At 73.3% G+C, this 16813-nt stretch carries 23 protein-coding genes and 1 pseudogene; 3 read left to right on the top strand and 21 right to left on the bottom strand.

The features are described 5' to 3' along the window. Nucleotides 1-2: 2 nt before the first annotated feature. The 18 genes from FZ103_RS00185 to FZ103_RS00100 form a co-directional block, all read right to left on the bottom strand. A complete protein-coding gene (locus FZ103_RS00185; protein ID WP_186355585.1) occupies nucleotides 3-2576 on the bottom strand; it encodes a bifunctional DNA primase/polymerase in 2574 nt (857 codons plus the stop codon). A 137-nt stretch (nucleotides 2577-2713) separates the two neighbouring features. Then, a complete protein-coding gene (locus FZ103_RS00180; protein WP_155997936.1) occupies nucleotides 2714-2914 on the bottom strand; it encodes a hypothetical protein in 201 nt (66 codons plus the stop codon). A 16-nt stretch (nucleotides 2915-2930) separates the two neighbouring features. Continuing rightward, complete coding sequence (locus FZ103_RS00175) at nucleotides 2931-3104, bottom strand: hypothetical protein (protein ID WP_155997935.1); 174 nt, start codon at nucleotides 3102-3104, stop codon at nucleotides 2931-2933. Next, nucleotides 3101-3721, bottom strand: coding sequence for a hypothetical protein (locus tag FZ103_RS00170; RefSeq protein ID WP_155997934.1), 621 nt, complete (start codon nucleotides 3719-3721; stop codon nucleotides 3101-3103). Before FZ103_RS00170 ends, FZ103_RS00175 begins: the two co-directional genes overlap by 4 nt. Continuing rightward, nucleotides 3718-3912 (bottom strand): hypothetical protein, encoded by a 195-nt coding sequence (locus tag FZ103_RS00165; RefSeq protein WP_155997933.1) that lies wholly within the window; start codon nucleotides 3910-3912, stop codon nucleotides 3718-3720. Before FZ103_RS00165 ends, FZ103_RS00170 begins: the two co-directional genes overlap by 4 nt. Further along, a complete protein-coding gene (locus tag FZ103_RS00160) occupies nucleotides 3909-5510 on the bottom strand; it encodes a hypothetical protein (RefSeq protein WP_155997932.1) in 1602 nt (533 codons plus the stop codon). Before FZ103_RS00160 ends, FZ103_RS00165 begins: the two co-directional genes overlap by 4 nt. Before the next feature lie 76 nt (nucleotides 5511-5586). Then, complete coding sequence (locus tag FZ103_RS00155) at nucleotides 5587-6180, bottom strand: hypothetical protein (protein WP_155997931.1); 594 nt, start codon at nucleotides 6178-6180, stop codon at nucleotides 5587-5589. 32 nt (nucleotides 6181-6212) lie between these two features. Further along, nucleotides 6213-7043 carry a hypothetical protein gene (locus FZ103_RS00150; RefSeq protein ID WP_155997930.1) on the bottom strand — a complete coding sequence of 277 codons (831 nt, stop codon included), beginning with the start codon at nucleotides 7041-7043 and terminating at the stop codon, nucleotides 6213-6215. Beyond that, a complete protein-coding gene (locus FZ103_RS00145; RefSeq protein WP_155997929.1) occupies nucleotides 7040-7324 on the bottom strand; it encodes a hypothetical protein in 285 nt (94 codons plus the stop codon). Before FZ103_RS00145 ends, FZ103_RS00150 begins: the two co-directional genes overlap by 4 nt. Next, on the bottom strand, nucleotides 7317-7868 hold the full coding sequence (locus FZ103_RS00140) for a hypothetical protein (protein WP_155997928.1): 552 nt from the start codon (nucleotides 7866-7868) through the stop codon (nucleotides 7317-7319). The genes FZ103_RS00145 and FZ103_RS00140 overlap by 8 nt, the downstream gene beginning before the upstream one ends. Before the next feature lie 157 nt (nucleotides 7869-8025). Further along, nucleotides 8026-8406, bottom strand: coding sequence for a hypothetical protein (locus FZ103_RS00135; protein WP_155997927.1), 381 nt, complete (start codon nucleotides 8404-8406; stop codon nucleotides 8026-8028). Next, nucleotides 8403-8939 carry a hypothetical protein gene (locus FZ103_RS00130; protein WP_155997926.1) on the bottom strand — a complete coding sequence of 179 codons (537 nt, stop codon included), beginning with the start codon at nucleotides 8937-8939 and terminating at the stop codon, nucleotides 8403-8405. The genes FZ103_RS00135 and FZ103_RS00130 overlap by 4 nt, the downstream gene beginning before the upstream one ends. Beyond that, on the bottom strand, nucleotides 8926-9195 hold the full coding sequence (locus tag FZ103_RS00125) for a hypothetical protein (RefSeq protein ID WP_155997925.1): 270 nt from the start codon (nucleotides 9193-9195) through the stop codon (nucleotides 8926-8928). Before FZ103_RS00125 ends, FZ103_RS00130 begins: the two co-directional genes overlap by 14 nt. After that, nucleotides 9192-9455 (bottom strand): hypothetical protein, encoded by a 264-nt coding sequence (locus FZ103_RS00120; protein WP_155997924.1) that lies wholly within the window; start codon nucleotides 9453-9455, stop codon nucleotides 9192-9194. The genes FZ103_RS00125 and FZ103_RS00120 overlap by 4 nt, the downstream gene beginning before the upstream one ends. Beyond that, on the bottom strand, nucleotides 9452-9652 hold the full coding sequence (locus FZ103_RS00115) for a hypothetical protein (protein WP_155997923.1): 201 nt from the start codon (nucleotides 9650-9652) through the stop codon (nucleotides 9452-9454). The genes FZ103_RS00120 and FZ103_RS00115 overlap by 4 nt, the downstream gene beginning before the upstream one ends. After that, the gene (locus FZ103_RS00110) at nucleotides 9645-10019 is read right to left on the bottom strand and encodes a hypothetical protein (RefSeq protein WP_155997922.1); all 375 of its coding nucleotides are present in this window, start codon (nucleotides 10017-10019) and stop codon (nucleotides 9645-9647) included. Before FZ103_RS00110 ends, FZ103_RS00115 begins: the two co-directional genes overlap by 8 nt. Nucleotides 10020-10079: 60 nt before the next feature. Next, nucleotides 10080-10253 carry a hypothetical protein gene (locus tag FZ103_RS00105; RefSeq protein WP_155997921.1) on the bottom strand — a complete coding sequence of 58 codons (174 nt, stop codon included), beginning with the start codon at nucleotides 10251-10253 and terminating at the stop codon, nucleotides 10080-10082. After that, nucleotides 10250-10516 (bottom strand): helix-turn-helix transcriptional regulator, encoded by a 267-nt coding sequence (locus FZ103_RS00100; protein WP_155997920.1) that lies wholly within the window; start codon nucleotides 10514-10516, stop codon nucleotides 10250-10252. The genes FZ103_RS00105 and FZ103_RS00100 overlap by 4 nt, the downstream gene beginning before the upstream one ends. Nucleotides 10517-10737: 221 nt before the next feature. Between FZ103_RS00100 and FZ103_RS00095 the strand changes: the two genes are divergently transcribed. Both FZ103_RS00095 and FZ103_RS00090 read left to right on the top strand, forming a co-directional pair. Then, the gene (locus tag FZ103_RS00095) at nucleotides 10738-11307 is read left to right on the top strand and encodes a helix-turn-helix transcriptional regulator (RefSeq protein ID WP_186355584.1); all 570 of its coding nucleotides are present in this window, start codon (nucleotides 10738-10740) and stop codon (nucleotides 11305-11307) included. An 84-nt stretch (nucleotides 11308-11391) separates the two neighbouring features. Further along, nucleotides 11392-11874 (top strand): hypothetical protein, encoded by a 483-nt coding sequence (locus tag FZ103_RS00090; protein ID WP_222936400.1) that lies wholly within the window; start codon nucleotides 11392-11394, stop codon nucleotides 11872-11874. Here the strand turns inward: FZ103_RS00090 and FZ103_RS00085 are convergent. The 3 genes and pseudogenes from FZ103_RS00085 to ssd form a co-directional block, all read right to left on the bottom strand. After that, the gene (locus FZ103_RS00085) at nucleotides 11871-13322 is read right to left on the bottom strand and encodes a recombinase family protein (protein ID WP_155997917.1); all 1452 of its coding nucleotides are present in this window, start codon (nucleotides 13320-13322) and stop codon (nucleotides 11871-11873) included. The genes FZ103_RS00090 and FZ103_RS00085 overlap by 4 nt on opposite strands. A gap of 29 nt (nucleotides 13323-13351) precedes the next feature. After that, nucleotides 13352-14161, bottom strand: a pseudogene (locus tag FZ103_RS00080) (TadA family conjugal transfer-associated ATPase); the annotation flags it as partial. Nucleotides 14162-14337: 176 nt separating this feature from the next. Then, on the bottom strand, nucleotides 14338-15462 hold the full coding sequence (ssd, locus tag FZ103_RS00075; protein WP_155997916.1) for a septum site-determining protein Ssd: 1125 nt from the start codon (nucleotides 15460-15462) through the stop codon (nucleotides 14338-14340). On the opposite strand from ssd, the gene FZ103_RS26135 reads away from it, so the two are divergent. Then, nucleotides 15425-16489, top strand: a complete 1065-nt coding sequence (locus FZ103_RS26135; protein WP_155997915.1) for a sensor domain-containing protein — start codon at nucleotides 15425-15427, stop codon at nucleotides 16487-16489. The genes ssd and FZ103_RS26135 overlap by 38 nt on opposite strands. The last annotated feature ends 324 nt before the right edge of the window (nucleotides 16490-16813 follow it).

Below are 16813 nucleotides of genomic sequence, written 5' to 3'. Positions count from 1 at the left end.
GGCTACTCCTTGGGCTGGTGCGGGAGGTCATCGACGCGTCCATAGATCTCGCCGGTGGTCGCGTCGACGAGGTCGCCGTCGTCGGGAGTGAGGACGACGCCGCCGCGGTCGGTCATGGCGATGATGCGGCCGTCGATGACGATGATCTTGGCGTCGGGTTGGCGGCCGGTGCCGACGGCGGGGGCGCTCGGTGGCTCGGAACCGGTCTCGGTCGGTTCCGGCGCGCCCGGCCGGGACGGTTCCCGGTTCCGCTCTATAGAGAGCGGAACCGGGAAACCGGTCCCACCGGGGCCCGGGAAGGTGGTTTCGGAACCGGTTGAAACCGGTTGGGAACCGGTGAAACCGGTACCGGTTTCGGCCTTTACGTCTGAATTGCCGGTTTCTGGCGCGTCCGCGGGCGGTTCCGAGGTGGTTTCACTGGTTTCATGCAGGTCAGAGGATCGGGCGATCAGGTCGTCGAGCGTGGAGTAGGGCCGCACGAGCGTGTGCGTGTACGCCTGCCCGGACTTCGCTCGCGTCACGTACCCGTCGGCGACGAGCGTCTCGACAGCCTCGGCGACATCGTCCGGGCGCCCCTTCACGACGTCCCGGATGCCGCGCAGGCTGGTCCGCTCGGGCTCAGTGGCGAGGTAGGTCGAGACGGCTTCCATGAGCCCGCGGATGCGCGCCGAGGCGGCGCCGGCGGCCGTTCCTTCCGCGGCCGGATTCTCGGCGGCGTCCTCGGGCGCGCGAATCACAACGCCCACGGCGCCCGAATTCCGGTCGGACTGGAGAATGGCGGTTCCGGCGTATTTCGCTTCGGAGCAGACGGCGCGCACGAATCCGGGCCGGTCTTTGTCGACGAGAAGCCGCAGCCGCCCTTTCATGCCGCGGCCGAATGGCGCGGCAACTTCCACGGTGATAGAACAGCCGGTCATCATGGCGCGTTTCGCCTGGGCGCCGATTCCGCCCTTGCCGCGGGATTCCTTGGCCTTGGGGACGTGGTCGACGGCGACGACGGCCGCCCCGGTGGCGGTCAGCGGCTTCAGCAACGTCTGCGTGAACTTGGTGGCGTCGGTGTTGCTGGTGAGATCGAGCCCCATGAGCGTCATGGCGGCGTTGACGCCGTCGACCACGGCCAGGGCGGGGCGGTGGTGGTCGATGTATTCGGTGAGGTCGCCGCGGGCGCCCATGTGCAGCGCCTCGTCGGGCCCGATGTAGTCGAGACGGCCGAACTGGTCGTCGGGTACGCCGATGGCGCGCAGACGGGACACGATCCCGGCCGGGGTGTCCTCGAAGTCCAGGTAGGCGACGCGCTGCCCGTCGGCGAGCGCTTGGGCGACGCCGAGCAGCGCAATCCACGTTTTGCCGGACTCGGACTCGCCTTGGAGCCCGTTGACCTTGCCCGCGTACCAGAGGCGGGCGCCGTCGTCGCGGGCGAGCAGGGCGGGCGGCGGCTCCTCCTCGGCGCCGGAGAGGATCGCTGACAGCGACCGGGGCCACCAGGACGTGCGCTCGCGCTCGTCGGCGTCGAGCTGGTGGACGGTGGCCAGCGCCCCCTCAACCCCGCCCGCGCCGTCGGCGGTGGGGGCGGGGGGCGCGGTGAAAGGGAGCAGCTCCGCGATCATCTGCGCTTCGTCGGGGGCGCGCTCGTCGGCGCCGTCGACCACACCGGTGATCTCCTCAGCCGGGGCGGCCTGGGCCTGGGCGATGGCCCAGGCGAGGATGCCGGCGAACTCGGCGCGCGCGGTATCGGCGGGGATGGCGCGCTCGGTGCCGTCGCGCGACGTCGCCAGGGCGGCCGTGAACGCGTTCTGTAGGGCGGTAGCCGCGGCGTGCGCCGAGTACAGCCCGGCGCGGGCTTCCCGCATGGCGTTGGCGGCGGGCAGCAGCATGGATTCGTGGCGGGACCGCGCGGCGGCGACGTCGGCGGTGAACCGCTGCACGATCGGGGTGATCAGGCTGGGCCGGTCCGCGCGCGTGTGCTCGTCGAGGAACGCGCGCACCGCCGTGTCGGTGGCGGCGTCGGCGGACTGAGATGCGTCCGGCAGGGCGGCCGCCAGGGCGGCGGGCAGTTCGGGCACGGGCCCGGTGGTGACCCACTCGTACCGGCCGCCTTCAGCTGCACGCTCGTGCTCGGACGGGCTGACGACGATGATGCCGTTCTTGCCGCGGACCTCGCCCCAGTCGCGGCCCAGGGAACCGGCCCCGTTGCCCAGGGTGCGGCCCGCGGGCTCGGCGAACACGTAATGCCCCCGATTCGGGGTGTGCTCCCGGGTGGACTGGAACGGCGGCGCGAGGTCGGCGGCGGCCTGGGCGAGTTCGGGCGGTACGGCCTCAGGCCGGTCGACGTCGAACACGACGGCGCCGCTGCGGCCGACGTGCAGCGCCAGGGCGTACCCGCCGAACACGAACCAGTCGGTGATGGTGTCGCGGTCGCGGCTGCTCTTGGCGGGCCAGCCCTTCCCGAGCACGGAGCCGGGGTGCTTGGTGCCGGGGTCGACCGGGAGGACGTACCAACCGGCGTCGGCGTAGTCGAGGGCGGCGGCGATGGTGCCCCGGTCGGGGTCGATGTCGGGGATGTGCAGGCGTGTCACGCGGCGCCGCCCGCGGGGTGGGTGGTGGTCATGGTGTGCGCTCTCCCCCTGGTCGTGTGCTGCTGTGCGGGCGGTGGGTGGTGCCCGCCCCGGTCGCGATCCGGGCGCCGGCCTGGAAGCCGGTGCGGGCTGAGGGGTCAGGGGTTGACCTGGGCGATGCCGACGTACCGGATTTCGCGGGTCGGGATCACCACATAGCCGTCGGTCCGCTCCAGCCACACGGCGTGGCTGTCGAGCAGGCCGCGCAGGTGCTCGACCGTCTCGTCGGTGGGGGCGGCGTCCTCGGGTGTCCCGTAGTGGGTGCCGTGGTGGGTGTGGATCTCGATGCGGTACTGCATGGATCGGCCTTTCGGGTCAGAGGCGGATGACGGCGGAGTACACGCCGCGCAGGACGGCGATGCAGTCGCGGCAGCGGACGGTGCCGACGAGGCAGGGGCGGCAGCAGTCGGCGCAGGTGTTGGATCGGCGGCCGGGCTGGTGGGCGGCGGCCGGGACTTCCAGCACGCGGGCGGCGGCGAGCCGGATCACCGGGCCCCCGTGTCGTGGTCGGGCGCGTCGGCGCAGGGCATCGTGTGGATCCGCACCGGGCGCCAGTCGATGCGGCCGCCGCGCACCTCTGCGTGGATGCCGACCCCGGCCTGGCAGCGGGGGCAGCCGCCGGGGTCCTCGGCGGCCTCGTCCATGTCGTCGGTGGTGATGAGCACCGACGGCGGGGCGGCGGCCGGGATGTCCTCGTCGCCCAGGGCGCGGATGGCTTCCTGGATCTCGTCGAGCGTGGTGACCGCTCGCCCGTCCCCGAGGTCGGCGGATGCCTCGATGTAGGGCCAGAGCGCGTCGGCGCACCGCTCGCGCTCCTGGCGGCGGGCGGTCGCCAGCTCGGCCCTCAGTCGCCGCACCTCCGCCACCAGGGCGGGCACGTCGGCGCGGGCGTGGGCGATGAACTCGGCATCGGGCCTCGCCTGCGGGTCTGAGAGGTCGCCGAGAATCGCGACGACTGTGCAGTGGCCGCGGTGCATCACCATCAGCGAGCTGCCGACGGCCTCGACACCCCAGGGGTCATCGGTGGCGGCGTCGGTGCGCGCCTCGATGGCGTCGAGGTCGAGGTCATCGAGGTTGCTCACTGGCTGCTCACTGGGGTTGCTCACTGAGCCTCCTCGGTGGTGGTGCGGGCGGTGGTGCGGGTGGCGTTGTAGGCGGCGGTGCGGTCCTGGTGGGTGTCGTAGGGGCGCACCCGGCGGCCGCCGTGCAGGGTGCACGGGGCGCCGGGGTCGGCGCCGCAGTAGGTGCAGGGCACGCTGATCTGCGGCAGCTCCAGGGCGGGAATCTGGTCGCTCATCGGGCGTCACCGGCCTCGGCGGAGTCGGCGGTGAAGTAGTACTTCGGGGAGACTGGGCCGTGCCCGTTGGCGGTGCCGCCGTCGAGGACGATGTGACCGCGGGCCGGGCCGACGAGCACGACGTTGGTGACCTTGCGGATGCGGGGATCACCGATCTTGCGGACCCGGTCGCCGACCTTGAATGGCAGATCGTCCTGGGCGGTGGCCTGCTCGCAGTCGTCGGTCACGGGTGCGAGCGGGCCGAACCGGTGCTCGACCTCTTCCCGCGGGTACGCCGCCGCGCCGGGGTGGTCGGGGATGCGCAGCAGACCGCTGGGGGCGGGCTCCCAGATGTCGCCGTGCCGGTCGCGCCACCGGGGACGCTCCGCGGCCGGGTGCTCGTCGTCGCTGAGTCCAGTCGCGGACTCCAACTCCACGACACGCTCGACCAGGTCGCGGACCGATATGGTGGCGCGCCGCTTGACGTCGGCGAGCTCGTCGCGCACGCTCGCGACCGCGCCCTCGACATCGGTGTGCCGGTCGCGCTGCTCGTGCTGGGCGGTCTCGACATCGGCCAGGCGCACCGACTGATCGGCGAGGCGCTGGTCGACGGTGGCGGCCCGGTCGGCGTGGCGGTCCTCGAGCCGGGCGAGCCGGTGCATGGTGTCGGAGATCGCCGCGTTGAGGTCGTCGATGTCGCGGGCGGGCTCGGGTGCCTCGCTGCTCGGTGTGGCGGCCGCAGTGGCCGCAGGCTCGGTCAGCGTGCTCGCTACGGCCCACGCCAGGTGCCGGTCCTGGTCGACCGTCCACGCTGTGCCGTCGCTGGTGCCGATCACGGTTCCACAGATGCACCGGCCGTTGCCCTCGTAGTCATGGCGCCGGAGTTCGGCGAGGATCCGCTCGGCGAGGACAGGCGTGCTGGCGGGCTCGGCATCCTCGTCGCCGTAGCCCCCCACGCTGTGACCGCCGATCGAATCGCCCGCCAACTGGGCGTCCCCGGTGGCGTTGTCGGCCTGCTCGGGCAGCTCCAGGTGCCGGATGTCCTCGGCGAGGCGCTCCTCACCCTCCAGGTCGGCCCGATCCGCAGCCTGCTCGCGCATGTCCCAGGCGCCCCGGCGGCGCTCCGCGAGAGCCGCGGCGCGGGCATCCTGTGCCTGCTCGCAGCACTCGTGCACGGTGCTGGTCGGGCGGGCCTCAGCCTCGCGGCGCCAGTCAGTGGCCCGCCGGCGGGCCGACATCCACGCGGTGCGCAGCCGGTCCCGCTCGGACTCGGCGCGCTCCACGACGGGGCCGACGGCCGACAGGGCAGCGTCGGCGTAGCGCCCCATCACCGTGGGGTCGGACAGGTCCCAGGAGATACCGCCGGTGGTCGCGTGCCAGATGGCGCGGGCGACCCGCTCACGCAGGGGCATGTCGTCGGCGGTGCCGGTGGCGGCCGGGGGGACGACAGTGGCGCCGGTGTCCTGCAGGATGGCGCGCGCGATGGCGATCCGGCCGTCGGCGTCGGCGGGCAGGAGCACGACGGCGAGGTCGCCGTCGCCGCCGTCGTGGATGCTTATGGTGACGCCGCCGATGCGGAGCTGGTCGCCGTCGGCGTCGGTGTACTCATATGGGGTCATGGGTGGGTGACTCCTGTTCAAGGCGGGCGGGGGGCGCCACTGGGCGAGCGGCGCCCCCCGCGGGATGGGGGCGGGCCTACAGGCCCAGGGCGGCGCGCTGCTCCGGCGTCAGCTGCGCAATGGCGGCCTGCTGCTCCGGCGTCATCGCCGCGGGCGCCGCCGGGGCGGCCTGCGCCTGCGGAACGGGAGCCGGGGCGGCGGGCGGGGCGGCGGGCGGCTGCTGGCCACCCATCAGGACGTCGTTCGCGGCCGCGCCCGGCGCCGGCGGCTGGTAGGTCGCGCTGTACTGCTTGGGCGGGTTCAACCCCTTCCGGGACGGCTCACCGTCGCCCGTGTAGGTGATGGTCAGCGTCCCGCCGACCTCCAGGCCCTTCGACCGGGACGCCTTCACGGCGGCGCGGACGGCCTTGAGCATCCCCGACTTCACGTACAGGGCGCGCTGCCCGTCGTCGTCGGGGTCCTCCGGGTTGCGCTCGGCGGTGTCCAGCACCAGCTTGATCTGCTGCCGCGGGCTGCCGTCGTCCCAGAACAGCGGCTCGCCGCTGTTGAAGTCCTTCTGCTGCTGAACCTCCGGCGGGACGGCGATCGCGCCGGTCAGCACGCGGCCGATCTGCTCGAACTTCGCGGCCGGGATGCCGCCACCCATGAGGAAGTCGTTTGCGGTGGTCATCGGTATGCGTCTCGCTTTCTGCTGGTGTTGGGTCAGGCGATGAGCGACTCGACCGAACTCGGCTGAGTCGCCTTGGCCCCGGTGTGGCCGGGGCACCCGGACGCGAGGTCGTCAGACCCGCGCCGGAAGAAGGGGCAGTACTGGCAGTAGGAATCGGCCGTGGGCAGCAGCGGCAGCGCCTCGGCGCCCATCGACGAAGCCAGCGAGGCGATGCCCTCCACGCGGGCGAGCGCGTCGGTGGCGACCGACTCGTCGTAGGGCTCGGACGCGAACACAGCGCCGCTCAGCGACGGCTCGTTGCGGGGCAACCCCCAGACGGCGACCCGCTCGACCGGGTGGCCGGCGGCCGCCCACCCGCGCCCGTAGGCGTGGCCCTGAACCCGGTATTCGCCGGTGGCGCCGTGGCGGCGGAGCTTCTGCAAGCTGGTCTTGCCTTGGATCTTGAAATCAATGGCGGTCGCGGTCGCCCGGTCGTACAGGTCGCACGTGCCGGTGACGGGCTGGCCGTTGATCGTGCCGACGGTGACGCGCTGCTCGACCATGAAGCGGAGCCACCCGTACCGGTAGTTGGCCGCCTCGAACTGCTCGGCGAGCCAGGCGTGCACCGCGGTACCGACCGTGGGCAGCCACCCGCCGCCGGGGTTGATCTCCTCGGTGCCGAGGAGCTTGTAGCCGATCCGGCGGGCGCACTCGATACCGATCTCCGACGGCCCCAGCGCCGTCTGCTGCGACCGGGGCGCGTGGGTGATGGCGTGCTCGATGACGTGGTGGCGCAGCTCGGCGGCGAGTTGCTCGCCGGTCTGGCCGCGGGTGCGCTCGCCCTCGGGCAGCGGCGGCATCTGCGATACGTCCACGCCGATCATGCGGCATCCCCCCCGACGTAGCGCGCCCACACCTGGTGCACCCCGTCCTCGGTGGTGATCGCGCGCGCCTCGAACGCGTGAGCGGGCAGGTAGGCCGGGTACCCGCCGATCCGGATGCGCGACGCCGTGTTGTAGGCGGCGCGCCGGGAGGCGGCGGTGTCGGTGACCAGCCCCCACCGGCGGGGCTGCCGGCGCAGCTGGCGGGCGATGTCGTTGTGCCGGGTGAGCCCGCGGCCGCCGTAGTCAGGCGGCAGCTCGGACACGATGGGGACCTCAGGCATCGGTGGCCACCCCTCCCAGGTAGGGCCATACGACTTTGTCCAGCGCGGCGTGGTGGGCGACTGGCACGCGGGCGGTGGGGTGACCGAGCCGGTCGGCACCCATCGCGGCCAGCACGACCGCGTCACAGGCGTTGTCGTTGCCGCCGGTGGCGTACTGCGGCCACCGGCGGGCGACCGCATCCACCACCGCGCCCTTGGTCGCCGAGCCTTTGCCGGTGGCGTACAGGCACCGCTGGTTCGGGGTGACCTCGGCGACCGGCACACCCTGAGCGAGCAGGTGCCGCACGATGCGCCACCACAGCCCGGACCGCTCGTGCGACCCGCCGCCGGAGCGGGAGTAGGCGGGCGCCTCGATGACGGCCAGGTCCGGCGCCCCGGTGGTCTCCAGGATGATCCGGGCGAGGTGGACGATGGCGAGGTCCCGCTGGGCGAGCGGCAGGCCGGTGAGGCCGGCCTGGCCGACGGTCTCGCACCAGCCCAGGGAGGAGGCGATGCCGGTGCCGGTGAGGCTGACGTCGAGCCCGATCACGCGGGGGGCGCTCATGCGCTCACCCCCCGCGGGGCGCTGGTCGGCCGCGGCGCGGGCAGCGCCAGGCACGCCGAGCATCCGGATTCGCGGCACACGGTGCGGCCGGTGCGGCGGTCGCAGCAGCAGCCGGGGCACACGCACCCGCGCGGCCGCGGGACGGTGGTGGGGGCGGTCATGGGGTCTGGTCTCCTGTCGTGTGGTCGGCGGGCAGCGCGGTCAGGGCCTCGCGCAGCGCCCGCTGGGCGTCGTCGATGTGGTGGTAGGCGGCGACTCGGCGGACGTGTGCGGCCTCGACCGAGGGCGGGTCGAGCAGGGCCTGCAGGTCCCGCAGAGCGGCCGTGGCCTGGCGGACGCCGTCGGTGGTGTGCCGCATGGCGTCGCGTCGCCGGTCGTCGTCGTCCCGGTCCAGCTCGGGCGGGATGACGACGGGGATGGGCACGGTCAGCTCGCCGATCGGGTGGGCCCGCGGGATGCGGAGCATCTCGGCGGCGGTCGGGCGCACCGGCCGGACGGGCGGCAGGATGCCGAGAGCACGCAGGACGGTGCGGATCATGCGGCACCCCCCGCCCGGCGCGTCCGGCGGGCAGCCTCCCGGCGGCGCCAGTCCTCGCGGATCGCCGCCAGGCACGCCGCGCACGCGGCTTCGTTGCGGTACCAGTGCTGCCGGTAGCCGCGCGTGGTGCCGTGGACGATCGGCCGCAACCGGCGCGTCGCACCAGGCGTGCCAACCGCGCGCTGTGCCTTGCGGCGGTTGGCCTCGCGGCACGCCTCGCACGGCTCCGACCCCTCACGCAGGTGCCGCTGGTAGCCGCGGCGGGTGCCGTGGGCGCCCGGATCCGGCGCAGCCGGGGCAGGGGCGGGCCGCCCCGGCAGCGGGATACCGAGCACATCCAGCAGCCGCGCCAGGTCCGCGGCGTCGCGGGCGTGGCCGGCCACCGTGCGGCACGCCGCCGCGCACTCGGCGGCGTACTGCTCCGGCGACGGATCCGCCTGCCCCAGCACGTGCATCACCCGCGTCAGGCGGCGGAATTCGGGGCTGGGCCGCACCGTGTGGTCGGCCTCGGCTACCTGGTCACTCGTCGCCACGGGTCACCTCCGCGGGGTCCAGCTGGTCGGCCGAGGCCAGATCCGCCACCTCGCGCCCCAGCGCCTCACGGGCGTCCTGCAGCTCGGAGATCGCGGCCGCGAGGGCGGCGTCGACCTCGGCAGCCATCGCGCGCCCGCACCCGTGCACCCAGTGCGCGTACAGCTCGGCCGCGGTGGCGGCCTGGATGCGGCCGGTCATCATGTGGTCCAGGGCCGTGGGCCGGTCGGGGCCGGTCTGCCCGGTGCGGGCGCTCACGCCGTCCACCGCCCCTGCCCATCGGTGCGGTGCACGGCGTCGAGGATGTCCTCGGCGCCGCCCGTCGCACGCTCCAGCGCCGCGCGGGTCTCCTCCAGCTCGGCGGTCAGGTCCCGGATTTCGCGGACCGCGCCGAGGTGGGCGACCTGCAGCCGCACCAGGTACCGGCCGCACAGGTGCCACAGCAGGCCCGCGAACACGACGAGCGCGACCACCAGCACGGCGGAGAGGATCAGCTCGATATCGGTGATGCCGCTCATCGGGCACCACCTCCGGCGCGCGCCATGCCCCGGCGCATCACGTGCCAGATGGCCGCACGCAGCCGCAGCCGCGGCGAGGCCACCGGCGAGGACGCGAGGTGCCGCACCATCGACCGCAGGTCCTCAGCGGACAGCGAGTCGAGCCATGCGGAGTCGCGGGCCGACCAGACGGGCCCGTCGAGGTAGCGCTCAGCCACGGTCGCCCCCGTCCTGGTCCTGCGACGCCTCGGACATCTCCAGGTCGTGGGCGTACTCGGCGACCTGGTCGAGCCACGCCCGCACCTCGGGGCGCAGGTGGGAGATCAGGCGGCGCACCTGGTGGGAGGTCATGGCCGGGTCGATCTCCAGCCGCACCCGGACCGGGCCGGCGGTGATGTCGAGCCGCGGCGGGTGGTCCTCGGCGAGCCCGCGGGCGACCTCCTGCGGGTAGGGGCGGTGGCGGCAGGCGATGTCTGCGCCGCGCGTGAGCTGGATGAGGGTTGTGTCGGGGTCGGGGTCGATGGGTGGGACGGTGATGTGCAGCCGCTCAGCGGCGCGGCGCATCGGGTCGGTACTCTGGGACACGAAGGGATTTCCTTTCTTCACGGGGCCCCCGCGGGCTTGGCGGCTAGGCGGGGGCCTTCCTCATGCCGCCTGGGCGGCGGCGACGGTGTAGGGGCGCAGGAGCACGGCCAGGCGGCCGATTTCGGCGTCGGTGAGGCGGCAGGAGGGGCAGACGTCGGGGGCGTCGCCGTGCTCGCAGTCGGCCTCGAAACCGGCCCGGAACGCGTCCTCAGCGGTGACGCAGACGGCGCTCATGCCGCGGTCCCGGTCGTGCGCTTGCGCTGGGCAGCGGTGACGGTGAGGGGTTCGCGGAGGATCGCGTCGCAGTCGACGGCGAGAGCGTCGGCGATGCGCTGGGCGAGGACCGCCGAGCAGGGACGGGTCTCAAGCTCCACGTTGCTGATGTGCTGAGCCGTCGTTTCGACGCGCTCGGCCAGCTCCCGCGTGTTCAGGTTCCGGAGGACCCGGAAGGTGCGGATCGCGGCCCCGTTAACCCGCGCGGTGATCGTTCTCGGCATGTGGCCACATTAGGCATAGCTAGGCATCGTGGGCAAACACGCCTAGGCATCGCTCAGCATCGTTTAGCATCGCCGCAGGTACGGGTGTGAGAGCACGAAACGCCTGCATGTCAAGGGATACTGTGCTTACCTAGGCGTGGCCGAAAGCTGCCTAGCGATGCCTATTGATGCCGAAATTTTTCTAGGCAACGATGCACCCGGACCGAGAGAGGAGGCGCCGTGTGGCGACCACACCCGACAGGCCCAGCCCATACATAGACCTGCACGGCAGTGAGGAACAGGTCGGCCTGCAGCTCACCCAGCGACGCAAGACGCTCGGCATCAGCCGCGCCGAGATGGCGCGGCGAGCCGGAGTCAGCTACCGCATGCTGCAGGACCTCGAACGCGGACACCGGCCGCGATACAACGCCATCACCATCCACCGAATCGAATCCGCCTACCAGTGGGAGCACGACTCCATCGCCCAGATCGCCGACGGCGGCGAGCCGACCCCGGCGCCGGCCGCCGAGGCCGCACCCGTGCAGCCCCGCCCCGACGCTGAGGGCAAGGAGTACCGGACGGATTACCGCATCACCCGCACCCGCTTCGGAGTCGTCGTCGACCGAATCGTGCGCGACGCCGAGAGCCAGCTCGGCGACCTCTCGGATGACGAGGCAGCCGAGATCATGGAGACCGTGATCGATGACTTGAACGCGCAGACGCAGATCGCCTTGGAGCGCGAGCGCCGGCGGCTGGAGCGCGAGCGGCAGCGGCGCGACCAGGTCGAGAATGGCAGCGGCGGCGACGCATAGGGTGATGGGATCGTTTACTCGGTAGCGGCAGAAATTCGTGCCCGATTCCGGTAAACCGGTCACTCTCCGAAGAAGTCGACTGCGATGGGGAGTACAGACTGGATTGCACTTCCGCTGCACGTCACGGCGGGTTACGGTGCCATTTCACCGCTTCAGTCACTTGCACCGTGGGAGGGCCTGCTCGTGACATCCCCCGCCATCGACACGCACAGTCACGTGGACCGGTTTTCGGCTGCGCCGCCCCGCCTGTCCATAACCACCGGCCACCTCGCGCCGGGCATGCACGTCATCGTCCGCCAGCTCGCGCCGGATTGGTGGCTGATCGTGGTCCGCGACGGAATCAGTACCGGTGAACTGGTGCGCGCCTACATCGATCAGGTGTCGAGCATCCCGCCGCTGTGGCGCGCGCTCACGCGGGCCTTCGGGGTCGACCCCCTCGTCGACCCCGACCGGTGCGCCGAGATGTACCCGCCGGACAGGCGGGCGCCGCTGCATCAGATCGTGGAGATGGAGGCGGCCGGGCTGCTCACCCCGTGGCCGCACCGCTGCCTGCCGCGCCTCGCCTAGGCGGGCTGCAGTGGCCGCCGCGTCACCTCCACGCTGGAGGGATCGAATCCCGGCCCCCGCTTCGTGGTCGGGTACACGACGATCCGGAACAGGATCCGGGCCACCGTGGCGCGGACGTCGACCGGGGTCGCCTGCCACTCCTCGCGAGTGATGCCGACCATCCGCGCGAGCACCTGGTGCTGCGACGTGGCCACCAGCTGAGACCGCAGCTCGGAGATCTTCCGGTCGAAACTGGCGAGCGAGCGCACGAGGATGCCGGGGTCGGCCTCGGGATGGTCCGCCAGCTCTTCGAGCGTCGCCTCGGTTTCGGCGCGGCGGCGCTCCAGCGCGGCGATCTCCGCGGCCACCCCCGGCCGTCCGGCGTCGGCGGCCGCGTGCAGCTCCTCGGCGAACCGCTTGTCTTGCAGAAGCCGCAGCACCCGGCCCTCGATGTAGGCGTCCAGGTGCGCCACCGACCGGCCGACGCGTTTACAGTCCGGGCAGTAGTAGATGCGGGAATCCTTGCGGTTGCGGCCGCCGGTCGGTTTCGACCGGAAACCGGCGCCGCAGGCGTAGCACTCGGCAACCCGCGTCAGGAAGTACTTCCGATCCTGCCCCTGGTAGGGGTGCTCTTTGGAGTTGCGGGCGAACAGCGCTTTGATGTCCTCCCACTGCTCACGCGCCCGCGCGCGACGCTCCTCCTCCGGCGCGTCCGGCGCCAGCACCGGCGCCCATACAGCCTCATACAGGGTGCCGCCGTGCTCGACCAGCCCGGCGATCCGGGGCGACAGCAGCAGATGCCGCAACGTCGCGTCCGTCCACCGCGCCCCCTGCGACGTCTGCGAGCAGGTGTCGAGCCACCGGATCACGCCGCCCATGGACTGACCGGCCAACAGCCGGTCGGCGGCCTCGGCGAGTAGAGCGCACTCCGGCTCGCGGCGGGTCACGAAATCGGACTCGAAACCGAAGGGGCGTTTCCCGCCGGCGGAGGGGCGGCCCTTGGCGGCGCGGGCGGCGATCGCGCGCCGCATCCGGCGGGACGTGTTGTCGGACTCGCGGCACGCCTGCGCAGCCTCGATACGCAGGATGAAACGGTCGTCGGGGTTGTCGAGGTCGCGTGTACCCGACACGGATGCGATGCGGATGCCGCGGCTGTCCGTGATCCCGATGAGTTTTTCGAGGTCGTAGGGCTGCCGGATCAGCCGGTCGCCGTGGTAGACGATGATCGCGTCGATGTGGCCGGCTTCCAGGGCGGCGAGCATGCGGTCCCAGCCGGGGCGCTTGCGGTTGCGCTGCCACGCCGAGCGGGAGTTGTCGCGGTAGACGTGGGCGTCGGAGACGGGCCAGCCGAGCCGGGCGGCCAGCTCCCGGCTGTCGGCCTCTTGGCGTTCGACCTTCTCCTCGGATCCGTCGGGGGCATAGGAGAGGCGGCAGTAGATGCCCGCTCTCTGGGGGGTGCGTGCGGTCATGGGGCGAGTGTAGGTGTTTGCTGATGATTCAGCATGACGGCCTCGGGGCCGCGGACCTCGCCGACCACGAGGCGGTCGGGGCGCATGCGCAAGGCCTGGCGCACCAGGTCGTGCAGGCCGACTTCGCCGCTGCCCTCGATGTTGGGCGGACGGGCCTGCAAGCGCACCACATGGGGATGATCGGGGCGCAGCTCGGCGGAGTCCTCGACCAGAACCACGCGTTCGGCGGGGTCGGCAAGCGAAAGCAGAGCGGACAGCAGGGTCGTCTTGCCCGTGCCCGTGCCTCCCGAGATCAGGAACGCGCTGCGGGAGGTCACCACGGCGCGCAGCAATCGCGCGCCCGGCTCGGGGACCGTCCCGGACGCCACGAGCTCGGCGAGGGTGAACACCGAGTGCCGCGGAAGCCGCAGCGACAGGCACACGCCTTCGGGAGCCACGGGCGGCAGCACGGCATGCAGACGCGCCCCGCCGGGCAACCGGGCGTCCACCCACGGCGCGGCGGTGTCGAGTCGGCGCCCGGCCTGTGCCGCCAGGCGCTGGGCGAGGCGGCGCAGCGAGGCGTCGTCGGGGAACCGGATGCCGGGGGCCTGCCGCAGGCCCGCGCCGTCGTCGATCCACACTTCGTGGGGGCCGTTGACCAGGATGTCGGTGATCGCGGGATCGCTGAGCAGCGGATCGAGCGGTCCGGCGCCGGAGAGGTCGGCCCGCAGCAGACGGACGAGCGAGAGCACCTCGGCGTCGCCGAGGACCGCACCTTCGGCGCGCACGGCCGCGGCTACGCGTGCCGGGGCCGGATCGCCGCCCTCGCGCGCCAGCCGCATGCGCACGGCCGCGAGCAGCCGCGGGTCCGCCCCGGCGGTGGAGGGGGCCGGCGGGGCACTCGGGAGGCCGTCGGTGGGGGGTTCGGCGTCCACGCCGACCGTCCTTTCTTTCGAGGAGGAGGGAGTACCGGACCCGGAGGCTCGGGCCGACCGGTGTGATCGGAGGTCCGAAGGAGCGGCGACGCGCGGTCGCGTCAGGCGGATCTCGGGGGCGGCCGGGGCGGCGCGGACCGGTTCGCGCTCGCGGGCGGGGATGCGGGGAGCAGGTCGGTGAGCAGCCGTGCGGCGAGGGAGCTCAGGGGCGCGGAGCGGGCGCAGTCGAGCGGTGTGCCGGGGCGCAGGGCGCGGAGCGGGCCGCGCTCGGCAGGGCAGCGCCCGGCGAGCGGGAGGTCGAGGGTCCGGGCGACATCGGCCGCAGTGACCTGGGATCCGTCCTCGCGCACGACCAGCCGCACGTCGCGCGCCGTGCGGCGCAGCCGCGGCGCCATACGCGCGGCCGCGAAGACCGCGGGTAGCTCCGCCGGCACCACGAGCAGCACCACCGAGCTGCTGCGCAGCGCTTCGTCTGCTGCGGGATCGGGTGCACGCGGCAGGTCGGCGACGACGAGGTCGGATCCGCGGGCGGCGCAGGCGAGCACGGCGCGCATGGCGGCGGGTGGGACGGCCGCGGCCGGACCCTGTTCCCAAGTGACGAGCGCGACGCCGCCCAGGTCCGGCAGCCGTGAACGCAGGGCCGACCAGTTCAAGCGGCCCTCGCGGGCGACGAGGTCGCCCCAGCGGTCGCCGGCGGCCTCTTCGCACCCGAGCAGCGTGTCGAGGCCGCTGCCGCAGGGGTCGGCGTCGACGAGCGCGCTCCGCAGGCCCGAACGCCGCGCCGACAGCGCCAAGGCGATCGCGAGCACGCTCGCCCCCGCACCGCCGCGCCCGCCGACCACCGAAACCACCGGGGAGCGCCCGGCGCGGGCGTGCGCCGACTCGGTGAGCAGCCCGGCCAGGCGCGACTCGTCGGCGGGCAGGGACAGCACGGCTTGGGCGCCCGCGCGCAGCGCCGCCTCCCATACCTCGGTACCGCCCGCCTCCGGGCCGATCCCGGCGACCAGGACGTGCCGGCGGGGTTCGAGGTCGAGCTTCGCGAGCGCGGGCAGCAGGTCGGTGCCGACGACGACCAGCGGCGCACGCGCCCATTCGGGAACCGCCTGAGCGGCGTGGTGGGCGACGGTCGCCTCGACTCCGGCCGCGGCGGCCAGCCGGAGCAGGTCGTCGAGCAGGCGGGGATCGTCGGTGACGAGGAGAGGACGGGCAGGGGCGGAGAGGGTCATCGGGCCTCCCGGAGCGGAATGGCTTCACTCCACGCTGGCCCGGCCCGCCACCCGGGGAGAAGTCCGATCCTCAGCCTGTGGAAAACCCGCCCCGCTGTCGGAGCCGCAGGACCGTGCGCGGGGGAGGAGTGGTGCCTACACCACCGCGGGTCGGCATCCGCGCGCCAGTGACCGGCCGGACGCGGCTCGCGAGGATGCGGGATATGGAAAGGATCCTGCGCCGCCTCGGCACCGATACCCGCTACGTCCTCCTCTCGCTCCCCTGTCCATCGTCGGCTTCGTCATCGTCGTGACCGGGCTGGCGCTCGGTGCGGGGCTGCTTCCGATCGCCGCGGGGCTCGTCGTCGCCGCCGTCACGCTGCGCGCCGCCCGCGTCACCGCGGCGGTCGACCGTGACTGGCTGCCGCACGTCTCAGTGGATCCGCCGACACCTCCCTCCTTCCGGTCCGCGCGCGCCGGCGCCGGCGCCGGGGCCGCGGCGCGGCCGGCGACTCCGCTGCGCTGCCCGCAGAGCTGGTACACGCGCTCGGGGCGGTCCTGCGGCTGCCCGCGTCCCCGGTCGCCTTCGCGACACCGCCACCTGGTGGTCCCTCGCCCTCGGCGGGCTGCTGTACCCGCTCTACGGCTCTGTGACGGCGCGCATTCCGGGCAACACGACACTGGCCGAGCTGATCGGTCTGGGCCCGGGGTTAGCCCGTGTTTGGTGGGTCCGTCCGTAGTGAGCGGCGCACTCGCGTGCGCCCCGCGCCCGATGGCGCGAAGCGCCGCCCCGGTGCGGGGCGCCGCGATAGGGCCTCCCCTACGCCCCTACTCGGCGGGCTTCGCCATTATCGCCGAGCGGGGGCCCTGGCGGGCTTGGCCATTATCGCCGAGCGGGGGCCCTGGCGGGCTTGGCCATGATCGCCGATCGGGGGCCCAGTGCCGCTCTCGCAAGGCCGAGGAAGGAGTCCCCCCTGCGCGGGCTCCGCAGGCTCCGCATCATCGCGCAGAGGGGGCCCGGGGCGGGTCCCCTGTCGACTGTCCCTGACAGGCGGCTTCGCCATGATGCCTGTCAGGGGCCCAGAGAACGCAGCGAGAGCGAGAAGCCCACCCGTCACCCACCACCACCCCGGCAGCCGCGCAGTAGAACAGCGACCCACCGAACACGGCCTTAGGCCCGGCCGCGGTGCTGTCGGCGGCCGTCGGCGCGGCGGCGGCACTCGCTCTTGTGCCGGTCGTCCGGTTCGCCGCACTCCTGGTCGCGGGCGTGGACCAGGGGCCGAGGGCCGCGGGCGGGCGGCGCGCGTCCCGCGTGGCCGATCCGGTGGGTAGCGGGGGTGGGCCGGCGCGAGCGGTCCGGCGCTCGCCGCGG

Origin of the sequence: Streptomonospora sp. PA3 (genome assembly GCF_009728995.1) — a bacterium.
GTDB lineage: Bacteria > Actinomycetota > Actinomycetes > Streptosporangiales > Streptosporangiaceae > Streptomonospora.
This window is presented reverse-complemented; position numbering and strand designations above follow the sequence as displayed.